This is a genomic window from Cryobacterium sp. HLT2-28 (assembly GCF_004402495.1).
GTDB classification, from domain to species: Bacteria; Actinomycetota; Actinomycetes; order Actinomycetales; family Microbacteriaceae; genus Cryobacterium; species Cryobacterium mannosilyticum.
Map to the genome: position 1 here is coordinate 90,877 of NZ_SOFH01000023.1, position 11,264 is coordinate 102,140.

The following is an 11,264-nucleotide window of genomic DNA, read 5'->3' on the forward strand; positions in this document are numbered from 1 at the left end:
CTGACGTTCAAGAGTTGTGGATGCCTACGCGGCAGCCACCACGATGTTGACGACCTTGCGGCCGCCCTTGGCGCCGAACTCAACCGAGCCGGACTCCAGGGCGAAGAGCGTGTCGTCTCCACCGCGGCCGACGTTGACGCCGGGGTGGAAGTGCGTGCCGCGCTGACGAACGATGATCTCGCCCGCGCTGACAACCTGACCACCGAAACGCTTCACGCCGAGGCGCTGAGCATTGGAGTCGCGACCGTTGCGAGTGGAACTCGCACCTTTTTTGTGTGCCATCTGTTCTTCTCCTCAGGCCTTAGGCGATGCCGGTGACCTGAACGCGTGTGAGCTCCTGACGGTGCCCCTGACGCTTCTTGTACCCGGTCTTGTTCTTGAATTTCTGGATGACGATCTTCGGACCACGGAGGTCGTTGAGGACCTCGGCGGTAACCGTGACCTTGGCCAGCGACTTCGAGTCAGAGGTGATCTTGTCGCCGTCGACGAGAAGCACGGCGGCCAGCTCGACGTTGCCGTCCTTATCAGCCTTGATTCGGTCCATCGTGACGATGGTCCCGACCTCTACCTTCTCCTGCCGCCCACCGGCGCGCACAACTGCGTAAACCACGTTACGTACCTAACTCTGGGGAGCCGTGAGGCCCCGATTCCTAAGATGGAAAGTTACTGCGTTGAACGGGCCAAGTCGGCTCGTCGCTGTCAGAAAACCTTGGTGACCGCGCGGGCTCAGGCCCATCGCACACCAACAATCGACTTTAGCTGATCCTCCTGCCCCGGTCAAACCGAACCGGGAACATAGAATCTGGTGATGACCGTATTGATCGACCGTCCGATGTGGCCCGCCCACGGTACCGTCTGGTCCCATCTGATCAGCGACACCTCGCTGGACGAATTGCACGCCTTCGCGGCCGCCAACGAGATCCCCCTGCGCGGATTCGACCTGGATCATTATGACGTGCCCGCGCGCCTCTACGACGTCCTGGTGGCCGCTGGGGCGCATCCGGTCGGCAACCGGGAGCTGGTGCTGCGCCTGCGGGCCAGCGGGCTCAGAGTGACGAAAAGGGATCGCGCGACCCGTCCGGAGCACCCGGGCTCCTAGCCGTCGGCGCCCCGCTCCCGCAGCCCGCACCCGTCGGAGCCCGTTAAAGATAGGCGACCGATGAAGGCCGGGCCGAAGCCGGGTCTCCATCGGTCGCCTGGGGCGGAACCGCTACTGCTGAGCGTCGTGCCCGGGGGTCACGATGGGCTGCACCGTGGCGGTCGAGCCGCCGGCGGTGGTGACACGGCGGCTGCGCGAACGACCCTGGCCGGGCTGTTTGGGCTCGGGGAGAGCCTCGAGCACGGAGTCGAGGAGCTGGTCGGTGACCTGCTTGCTGACCGTGCGCCGGCTGCGCGGGGACTTCTTCAGCGGGATGTCGAGGATCGCCACCGACTCCGAGGCGTCGTCGATCAGGGGCGCGGATGCCGCCGCCTCCGCTTCGCCGGCCGTGACCGGGGCAGACGTCGCCGTCTCGGTCATCGCCGTCTCGGTCATCGCCGTCTCGGTCACTGCCGCGTCGCCCGCAGCCGTCTCGACAGCAGCCGCGTCGACCGCCGCCGCGATCGGGTTGGCCTCCATGGCCGGGACGACAGCGATGGAACCGGTCAGCGATCGGGTGATGGTACGCGCCGCGATCAGCGCGAGGGCGTGCTTGGCGTCCTCGGTGATCCCGTGCGTGCCGACAGTGGACTTGGCCGGCTCCGACTGCTGCGCGCCGGCTCCGCGGTGACCGTTGTCGCTGCCGCCCCGATGGCCGTTGTCGCCGCCGCGGCTGCCGGCGTCCCCGTTGCCGCCGTTGCCGCCCGATTTGCTGCGCGGGCGACGCTCCATGGCGGGCTGCGCGGTCTGGCGGTGTTTGACGACCGGGTCGTGGTGGATGATGATTCCCCGGCCGGCGCAGGCTTCGCAGTTCTCGCTGAACGATTCGAGAAGTCCGAGACCGAGCTTCTTGCGGGTCATCTGCACGAGACCCAGCGAGGTGACCTCGGCCACCTGGTGCTTGGTGCGGTCGCGGCTGAGGCATTCGAGCATGCGCCGGAGCACGAGGTCCCGGTTGGTCTCGAGCACCATATCGATGAAGTCGACGACGATGATGCCGCCGATGTCGCGCAGGCGCAGCTGGCGCACGATCTCCTCGGCCGCTTCGAGGTTGTTCTTGGTGACGGTCTCTTCCAGGTTGCCGCCGGAGCCGACGAACTTGCCCGTGTTGACGTCGACGACCGTCATGGCCTCGGTGCGGTCGATCACGAGGGATCCGCCCGACGGCAGCCAGACCTTGCGGTCGAGGGCCTTCTCGATCTGCTCGGAGATGCGGTATTCGTCGAAGGCGTCGACGTCGCCCTCATAGCGTTCGACGCGCTCGACCAGGTCGGGGGCCACCTGGCGCAGGTAGGCCTCGATGATCTCGCGCGAGTCGTCGCCGGAGATGACCATCTTCTGGAAGTCCTCGTTGAAGACATCCCGCACGATCTTGATCAGCAGGTCGGGCTCGCTGTGCAGCAGGGCCGGCGCCTGGACCGTGTCGACCTGCTTGGCGATGGACGCCCACTGCGTGGTGAGACGGTTCACGTCGAGGGTGAGCTGCTCGTCGGTGGCACCCTCGGCAGCGGTGCGCACGATGACGCCCACATTGTCGGGGAGAACCTCCTTGAGGATCTTCTTCAGCCGGGCACGCTCGGTGTCGGGCAGCTTGCGGCTGATCCCGTTCATCGAACCGTTGGGCACGTAGACGAGGTAGCGGCCCGGGAGCGAGACCTGGCTGGTCAGGCGCGCGCCCTTGTGGCCGATCGGGTCCTTTGTCACCTGCACGAGCACCTTGTCGCCCGGCTTCAGCGCCAGTTCGATCCGGCGGGCCTGGCTGCTGTTGCCCGAGTTCTCAGCGGCGGCATCCCAGTCGACCTCACCGGAGTACAACACGGCGTTGCGGCCGCGGCCGATGTCGACGAACGCGGCTTCCATGCTGGGGAGCACGTTCTGCACTCGGCCGAGGTAGACGTTGCCGATCAGCGACGCATCCTGGTTCTTCGCCACGTAGTGCTCGACGAGAACGCCGTCTTCGAGGACGCCGATCTGGATCTTGTTGTGCTTGGCGCGCACGACCATGACCCGGTCGACGGCCTCACGGCGGGCGAGGAACTCGGCCTCCGTGATCACGGGGCGGCGGCGGCCGGCATCGCGACCATCGCGGCGGCGCTGCTTCTTGGCCTCGAGCCGGGTGGAGCCCTTGATCCGCTGGGGCTCGGTGATCAGTTCGGGTTCGCGCGGGGTGCGCACCCGCACGACGGTGTTCGCCGGGTCGTCTGAGCCGGAGCGTCCTTCGTCGCCGGTGCGGCGGCGGGCCCGGCGGCGCACGGTCGACGCTTCATCGCCGTCGTCGTCCTGGTCCTGGCGGAAGCCGTCCTGGCGGAGGTTGTCCTGGCGGAAGCCGTCCTGGCGGGCGGTTCCCTGGCGCGCAGCGGTGCGGGCCGGGAGCGGGAGGATGTTCGGCGCCTGGAAGAGGAGCGAAGTCGACGGGCGTCGCACCTCGGGCTGTTCGACGGGCGGGGTGGTGAGGTCCACGGTGGGTTCCTGTTCCGCTGGGGTCTGGGGCTGGGCCTCGAAAGCGGAGTTCGATTCGGCCGGGCCATCGGTGGTGGTCGCGGCGCTCGTCCGCGCCGTGCTGGTCCTGGTCGCGCGGGTCGGCGCGGCGTTGGTCGCCGCCGCCTCAGTGGCCTGGGCGGCATCCGTCACAACGGGCTGCGGCTCTACGGCCACCTCCGGCGTGGTCGGTGCGGCCGCGGATGCCCGTCGGCTGGTCCTGCGACCGCCGAACAGTCCCTTGCGCTTCTTGATTTCGTTGTCTTCCACCATCACTGGTGCGCTCCTTGACCGGTTTTGGGCGACCGCGCCACCCATCCGGCTCCTCTCATGCGAGGTTTTTGCTTGCGCAAAAGCCTCGGGAATCCTCTTCGTTCGCAACCGGCTCTTGGCTCTGGCTGCTAATACCTTTGGTCGTGGGACCAATGAATCTGGGCTTTCGCTGCCCATTAGGCCTTCTCTGGCATCGGCTTGAGCGCGGCTCAAGCGACTTCTTCGATTATCGCATGCATTCTCAGGAAGACGCGCGAGGCGCATGGCATAATCCGAAGGTGCCCCAGCCCGAGACGTCCAAGCGCCCCGTCGGGCTCGCAATTTTCCTCATCATCGGCGGTTTGATCGCCCTGACCGCAGCCTTCCTGCTCACCCTCGACAAGATCCACATCCTCGAGGACCCCCAGGCCCAGCTCTCCTGCAACTTCAGTGTGCTGGTGGGCTGCAGCACCAACCTGGGCTCGTGGCAGGGCGCGATCTTCGGTTTCCCGAACCCGCTGATCGGCCTCATCGGCTGGACCGTCGTGATCACGATCGGGGCCGGCATCCTCGCCGGTGCCCGATTCGCCCGCTGGTTCTGGATCGGCCTCAACGTCGGAGTCACCGGCGCGATCGCACTGGTGGTCTGGCTGATGGGCCAGAGCTTCTTCGTGCTGGACGTGCTCTGCCCGTGGTGCATGGTGACCTGGGTCGTGACCATTCCGGTCTTTCTCGCCGTCACGCTGCACAACCTCACGGAGGGGAACCTGCCGGCACCTGCCGCCGTGCGTCGCTTCGCCGCCGGCGCCTATTCCTGGATCGTCGTGATCACGATCGGCTGCTACCTGGTCGCCGCGGCGATCGCCCAGGTGCAGATGGACTTCCTGCACCGGCTCTGACCTGCCTCGAACCCCCCACCCCGCCGAGCTGTGAGAAAAGCAGGTCTTCCACCCGGGAAAGGGCGACTTTTCTCACAGTTCGGCGGGGCACGGCAGGCCCGATTCGACCCCTGATCAACGACCAAAATCGACCCACGTTCAGCGCGCCCGGGTCACTAGACTGTCGCCCATGTACATGCTGATCTCCGCGGTGTTCTTTCTGCTGCTGCTCGGTGCGCTCATCGACATCATCACCAGGCAGGACGGCCAGGTTCAGCATCTGCCGAAGCTGGTGTGGATCATGATCGTCATCCTGCTTCCGGTCATCGGCAGCATCCTCTGGTTCGCCGTCGGGCGGGAGTATGCGGCTCCGATCGATCGGGGCACGTTCGGCGACCCCCGCCGGAGCCAGGCACGACCCTCCCGGCCGGGCGAACCCCGACCGGGAGAACCCTCACGCGGGAAGTACACCGGTGTTCCGAGCCGCTCCACGGAGGACGAGCTGGCCGACCTCGAACGGGAGATCGAGTTCCACGCGGAGGCGGCGAGGATCCGGAACCTCGAAGCCGAGATCGAGGCCCGGCGGAAGAGCCTGGAGTAGCCCCGGGCGGTCAGTCGAACCGGCGGTCAGTCGAACCAGAGGGCCAGCTCGCGGGCGGCGGACTCGGGCGAGTCGGAGCCGTGAACGAGGTTCTGCTGCACCTTTCCGCCCCAGTCGCGGCCGAGGTCGCCGCGGATGGTGCCGGGTGCCGCGGTCGTCGGGTCGGTCGTCCCGGCGAGGGCGCGGAAGCCCTCGATCACGCGTTCGCCGGCGATCCGGAGGGCGAGGATGGCGCCGCTTTCCATGAACTCGACGAGCGGTTCGAAGAACGGCTTGCCCTCGTGCTCTGCGTAGTGCTGCACGAGCAGCGACCGCTCGGGCTCGACCAGCTTCACGTCGACGAGGGAGTATCCCTTCGCTTCGATCCGGCGCAGGATCTCACCGGACAGGTTGCGGGCGACGCCATCCGGCTTGACCAATACGAGGGTTTCTTCGATCTGGGTGCTCATGAGCTCTCCTTCTGGTTGTCTAATCTGGTGCCGACGATCATGCAGTACGTCCACATGGCAGCGAACATTGCGCCGACGAAAAACATCGTGGGGTTGAGGAAACCGGTCGCGACGACGATGGCCTGGATCGACCAGCCGGCGTAGTACGACCAGTCGCGGCCGAGCAGGCCGATCACCAAGGCCATCGCCAGGCAGAGCGCCGCTCCCCCGCCGAGCGCGAGCCACGCCGGCAGCGCGCCGAGGCCGAAGACGACCAGCGCGGCGAGGAAGACGACGATGATCTCGAAGCCCAGCACGATCGAGGCCAGCGACCGTTTCACCGAGCGACGGCTCACTTCTTCAGCCATTCCCGGGCGTCGGCCAGGGCGATCGCCTCACCGACGAGGGTGATCGACCCCGTGACGATGACGGCGCGCCGCGGGGATTCCTCGGCCCAGTCCCTGGCCGATTCGAGCGCCTGGGCGAGGTCGTCGAACCGGATGGTGGTGTCGTCCCCGACCGTGCGCGCCACCAGGTCGGCGAGGTCGTCGACGGGGATGGCCCGTTCGGAGTGCGACGCGGTGACGTGGAAGCGGGCGACGACGGGCTCGAGCGCCGCGATGATCCCGGCGGCGTCCTTGTCGGCCAGGATGCCGACGACGGCGACGATCTCGTCGAAGTCGAAGTAGGCATCCAGCGCCGCGGCGAGGGCGGCCGCGCCGTGCGGGTTGTGCGCGGCATCCACCAGCACGGTCGGGTCGGTGCCGACCAGCTGCAGCCGGCCGGGCGAGGTGGCGGAGGCGAGCCCCTCCTCGACGAGGTCGTAGGCCAGTTCCTGACTGCCGGCGCCGATGAACGATTCGACGGCGGCGATCGCGACGGCCGCGTTCTGCGCCTGGTGCGTGCCGTAGAGAGGCAGGAACAGGTCGGAATAGGTGCCGGCCAGGCCGCGCACCGAGATGAGCTGCCCGCCGACGGCGACCTGGCTGGCGAGCAGGGCGAAGTCCTCGCCCTCACTGGCCAGGGTCGATTCGGTCAGTTCGACGGCGCGTTCGAGTTCGGCCTGCGCCTGCTCGCCCTGCTTCGCCGTGACGACGGATGCCGCGGGCTTGATGATCCCGGACTTGGTGCGGGCGATCTCCGCGATGGTGTCGCCGAGGCGCCTGGTGTGGTCAAGGGCGATCGGCGTGATCACGGCGACCTGCCCGTCGGCGACGTTGGTGGAGTCCCACTCGCCGCCCATGCCGACCTCGATCACGGCGACGTCGACGGGAGCGTCCGCGAAGCAGGCGAACGCGAGAACGGTGAGCGCCTCGAAGAAGGTGAGCGGTTCGTCGCCGGCGGCGGTGAGCTCGTCGTCGACCATCCGCAGGTAGGGGGCGATGTCGTCCCAGTTCGCGGCGAGGGCCTCGTCCTCGATCGACTCACCGTCGATCACGATGCGCTCATTGAGCCGCACGAGGTGCGGGCTGATCAGCAGGCCGGTGCGCAGGCCGTACGCGCGGAGCAGGCTCTCGGCGATCCGGCTGGTGCTGGTCTTGCCGTTGGTGCCGGTGATATGGATGATCGGGTACACGGTCTGCGGGTCGCCGAGCAGTTCGAGGGCGCGCCTGGTCGGTTCGAGGCGGGGCCGCGGCGATCCTTCGCCGACGCGGGCGAGCAGGGCCGTGTAGACGGCGTCGCCGGCCTCCCGCGCGGCGTCGCCTGCTGTGGGGCTGGACTTAGACATGGATGAGTCCGTTCTCTCTGGCGACGGCGACGAGCACGGCACCCCGGTTGGCGTACTGCCCCGCTTCGAAGCGCACGTAGTGTTCGACCGGAGCGCCGACCAGGTCGCCGAGCCACTCCGACGGCAGGGTCGCGGCCAGCAGTTCGGCGTCGGCGTCGCTCGCCCGGTGGGTGGCGAAGCGGGTGGTCAGGGTTTCGGCCGGCACATCGACGCCGGCCGCGAGGGCGAAGGTGGCCGCGTCCAGGTCGTCGAAGAAGACCAGGTCGAGGCGGATGCGGTCGCTCACCTCGAATCCGGCGGACTTGCGGGTATCCTGCACCGCACGGATCAGGTCCCGGGCGAATCCCTCGGCCTCGAGTTCGGCCGTCGTGGTCGTGTCGAGCAGCACGAATCCGCCGCCCTGCAGCAGGGCGAGCGCGGTCGTGTCGCCGGACTCGGCGCCCTGGCCCGCGTCGGCGGACGGGCCGCCGGTCTGCAGCACGAGCTCGTACTCTCCCGTGGCCAGTTCGATCCCGCCGGCGGTGACGACGCCGTCGGTCTCGGTCCAGTCGCCGGCGCGGGCGGCCTTGATCACCTGTTGCACCTGCTTGCCGAGTCGGGGGCCCGCGGCCCGGGCGTTCACGTTGAGCCGGGAGGTGACGCCGTAGGCGGTGGCGCTGTCGGCCGCGAGCTCCACGAGGGACACGTTCTTGACGTTGAGCTCGTCGCGGAGGATGGCCTCGAACGGGGCCATCGCCGCCGTGTCGGTGGTGACCACGGTCAGGTTCGCGAGCGGCAGGCGCACGCGCAGCCCCGCCTGCTTGCGCAGGGAGAGCACGGTGGAACTGATGGTGCGCACCTGGTCCATGGCCGCGACGAGCACATCGTCGGCAGGGAAAAGTTCAGGGTCGGGCCAGTCCTCGAGGTGCACGCTGCGGCCGCCGGTGAGTCCCTGCCAGATGCGCTCGGTGACGAGCGGGAGCAGGGGCGCGGCAACCCGGGTGAGCGTTTCGAGCACGGTGTACAGGGTGTCGAAGGCCTCGGAGCCGGTGGTTCCCGAGGCCGCCGCGCCGGCCCAGAAGCGGTCGCGCGACCGGCGCACGTACCAGTTGGTGAGCACGTCGGCGAAGTCCCGGAGCCGGGCGGACGCGAGAGTGCTGTCCAGGTTCTCCAGGTCGGCGGTGACGTCCGTGATCAGGGCGCGGGTCTTGGCGAGCAGGTACCGGTCGAGCACGTCGGTGGAGTCGGTGCGCCAGCCGGCGTCGTAGCCGTTCTCGCCGGACGCGTTGGCGTAGAGGGAGAAGAAGTACCAGGTGCTCCAGAGCGGGAGCATGACCTGGCGGGCACCCTCCCGGATGCCTTCCTCCGTGACGATGAGGTTGCCGCCGCGCAGCACGGAGGAGCTCATCAGGAACCAGCGCATCGCATCCGACCCGTCCCGGTCGAACACCTCGTTCACGTCGGGGTAGTTGCGCAGGGACTTCGACATCTTCTGCCCGTCGTTGCCGAGCACGATGCCGTGGCTGACGACGTTCTTGAAGGCGGGGCGGTCGAACAGCGCCGTCGAGAGCACGTGCAGCATGTAGAACCAGCCGCGGGTCTGCCCGATGTACTCGACGATGAAGTCGGCCGGGTTGTGGCTGTCGAACCAATCCCGGTTCTCGAACGGGTAGTGCACCTGGGCGAAGGGCATCGAGCCGGAGTCGAACCAGACGTCGAGCACATCCGTGATGCGCCGCATGGTGGACTGGCCGGTCGGGTCGTCGGGGTTCGGCCGGGTGAGCTCGTCGATGTACGGGCGGTGCAGGTCGGTCGGGCGCACGCCGAAGTCGGCCTCGAGCTCGTCGAGCGAGCCGTAGACGTCGATCCGCGGGTAGTCGGGGTTGTCGCTCTTCCAGACCGGGATCGGCGAGCCGAAGTAGCGGTTGCGGCTGATCGACCAGTCGCGGGCGTTGCCGATCCACTTGCCGAACTGGCCGTCCTTGACGTTCTCCGGGACCCAGTTGATGTCCTGGTTGAGCACCTCCATCCGGTCCCGGAAGTCGGTGACCCGCACGAACCAGCTGGAGACGGCCTTGTAGATGAGGGGGTTGCGGCAACGCCAGCAGTGCGGGTAGGAGTGCTCGTAGCTGGCCTGGCGGAGCAGGCGTCCCTCGGCGCGGAGCAGCTGGGTGAGCGGCTTGTTCGCGTCCGACCAGAGCAGGCCGGCCACCTCGGGCACGTCGGGCAGGAACTTGCCGCCGTCGTCGAGGGAGATGATCACCGGGATGCCCGCGGCCTCGCAGATCCGCTGGTCCTCTTCACCGTAGGCCGGGGCCTGGTGCACGATGCCGGTGCCGTCCGCGGTGGTGACATAGTCCGCCACGACGATGGTCCAGGCGTTCCCGGTGCCCCACACCGCGGTGTCCGCGTAGTAGTCGAAGAGCCGGTCGTAGGAGACGCCCTCGAGTTCGCTGCCGAGCACGGTGCGGGCGATCGCCGCGGTCGCGTCGGCCGCGGACTCGTAGCCGAGGTCCTTGGCGTAGTTGCCGACGAGGTCGATCGCGATCAGGTACTCGGCGCCGAGCACCTCGGCCGAGGCATCCGTTCGCCCGGTCTCCTCGCGGAGCACGGTGGCGTCCGGGGTGCCGTTCGGGCCGGCCGGCACGACGGCGTAGACGATCTGCGGGCCGACGGCGAGCGCGAGGTTGGTCGGCAGGGTCCACGGGGTCGTCGTCCAGGCGAGGGCACGCACTGCGGTGAGGCCGAGCACCTCCGCCTTCGCCCCGACGAGCGGGAAGGTGACCGTGACCGTCTGGTCCTGGCGCATCTTGTAGACGTCGTCGTCCATCCGCAGCTCATGGTTGGACAGCGGGGTCTGGTCGCGCCAGCAGTACGGCAACACCCGGTAGCCCTCGTAGGCGAGCCCCTTGTCGTGCAGCCGCTTGAAGGCCCAGATCACGGACTCCATGAAGGTGATGTCGAGGGTCTTGTAGTCGTTCTCGAAGTCGACCCAGCGGGCCTGGCGGGTGACGTACTCCTCCCACACCTTGGTGTACTTGAGCACGGAGCTGCGGGCGACGGCGTTGAAGGCGCCGATGCCCATCTTCTCGATCTCGCTCTTGTCGACGATGCCGAGCTCCCGCTCGGCCTCGAGCTCGGCCGGCAGCCCGTGGGTGTCCCAGCCGAACCGGCGGTGCACCTGCTTGCCGCGCATGGTCTGGAAACGCGGGAACAGGTCCTTCGCGTACCCGGTCAGGAGGTGACCGTAGTGCGGCAGGCCGTTGGCGAACGGCGGGCCGTCATAGAAGACCCACTCGGGCGCGCCCTCGCGGTTGTCGATCGACGCCTGGAAGGTGGCATCGTCCTTCCAGAACGAGAGCACCTCGGTTTCGAGCTGGGGAAAGTTCGGCGACGGCACGATCGAGCCGGACTGCTGGTCGGCCGAACCTGATTGCTGACCTTGGGGGTACGTCATGCTTCTCCTGGACGAGTCGGGCAGTTTCTGCGTCCTGCGTGAGGCAGGCCTGCCCTGTTCCACGAGGACGCCGACTCCGAAAGGGATCCGCCGCGGTACCACCTCGCTTGCCGCCCGGGTGAGCGGGCGACCGCTTGTTCAGAGGCTGTGACGGGCCCGACCCGTTCGGTTCTACCAGGCCCCGGAGGACCGTTCTTCCGAAGACTCACCGGTGATGGCCGGATCATAGTCATGCGTACGTAATTCTAGCCTGCCGTATCCGCCGGGTGGAATTCCCGGCCGCCACCGGATGTTTTACGATGGGACACTGGCGGCCCACCACGG

General features: G+C 67.9%; 10 protein-coding genes. 3 read left to right on the top strand and 7 right to left on the bottom strand.

Annotated elements, in window-relative coordinates; all coding sequences use genetic code 11:
* Nucleotides 1-24: 24 nt before the first annotated feature.
* Complete coding sequence (gene rpmA, locus E3O48_RS11840; RefSeq protein WP_134507497.1) at nt 25-282, bottom strand: 50S ribosomal protein L27; 258 nt, start codon at nt 280-282, stop codon at nt 25-27.
* A gap of 19 nt (nt 283-301) precedes the next feature.
* The gene (gene rplU, locus E3O48_RS11845; RefSeq protein WP_134447928.1) at nt 302-610 is read right to left on the bottom strand and encodes a 50S ribosomal protein L21; all 309 of its coding nucleotides are present in this window, start codon (nt 608-610) and stop codon (nt 302-304) included.
* Nucleotides 611-808: 198 nt separating this feature from the next.
* Between rplU and E3O48_RS11850 the strand changes: the two genes are divergently transcribed.
* Nucleotides 809-1,099, top strand: a complete 291-nt coding sequence (locus tag E3O48_RS11850) for a DUF4031 domain-containing protein (protein ID WP_134539051.1) — start codon at nt 809-811, stop codon at nt 1,097-1,099.
* A 111-nt stretch (nt 1,100-1,210) separates the two neighbouring features.
* Here the strand turns inward: E3O48_RS11850 and E3O48_RS11855 are convergent, their stop codons facing one another.
* A complete protein-coding gene (locus E3O48_RS11855; protein ID WP_241982542.1) occupies nt 1,211-3,889 on the bottom strand; it encodes an Rne/Rng family ribonuclease in 2,679 nt (892 codons plus the stop codon).
* Between the two features lie 278 nt (nt 3,890-4,167).
* Between E3O48_RS11855 and E3O48_RS11860 the strand changes: the two genes are divergently transcribed.
* The gene (locus E3O48_RS11860; protein WP_241974586.1) at nt 4,168-4,767 is read left to right on the top strand and encodes a vitamin K epoxide reductase family protein; all 600 of its coding nucleotides are present in this window, start codon (nt 4,168-4,170) and stop codon (nt 4,765-4,767) included.
* A gap of 169 nt (nt 4,768-4,936) precedes the next feature.
* Nucleotides 4,937-5,347 carry a PLD nuclease N-terminal domain-containing protein gene (locus E3O48_RS11865; RefSeq protein ID WP_134507493.1) on the top strand — a complete coding sequence of 137 codons (411 nt, stop codon included), beginning with the start codon at nt 4,937-4,939 and terminating at the stop codon, nt 5,345-5,347.
* Nucleotides 5,348-5,373: 26 nt separating this feature from the next.
* On the opposite strand, the gene ndk is transcribed toward E3O48_RS11865, so the two are convergent.
* Genes ndk through ileS form a run of 4 tightly spaced genes read right to left on the bottom strand, consistent with a single transcriptional unit; the run spans nt 5,374 to nt 10,940 of the window.
* Nucleotides 5,374-5,796 carry a nucleoside-diphosphate kinase gene (gene ndk, locus E3O48_RS11870; RefSeq protein ID WP_134507492.1) on the bottom strand — a complete coding sequence of 141 codons (423 nt, stop codon included), beginning with the start codon at nt 5,794-5,796 and terminating at the stop codon, nt 5,374-5,376.
* A complete protein-coding gene (locus tag E3O48_RS11875; protein ID WP_241982510.1) occupies nt 5,793-6,131 on the bottom strand; it encodes a DUF4233 domain-containing protein in 339 nt (112 codons plus the stop codon). The genes ndk and E3O48_RS11875 overlap by 4 nt, the downstream gene beginning before the upstream one ends.
* Nucleotides 6,128-7,504, bottom strand: coding sequence for a folylpolyglutamate synthase/dihydrofolate synthase family protein (locus E3O48_RS11880; protein ID WP_134539057.1), 1,377 nt, complete (start codon nt 7,502-7,504; stop codon nt 6,128-6,130). Before E3O48_RS11880 ends, E3O48_RS11875 begins: the two co-directional genes overlap by 4 nt.
* Complete coding sequence (gene ileS / locus E3O48_RS11885; protein WP_134539058.1) at nt 7,497-10,940, bottom strand: isoleucine--tRNA ligase; 3,444 nt, start codon at nt 10,938-10,940, stop codon at nt 7,497-7,499. Before ileS ends, E3O48_RS11880 begins: the two co-directional genes overlap by 8 nt.
* Nucleotides 10,941-11,264: the final 324 nt, after the last annotated feature.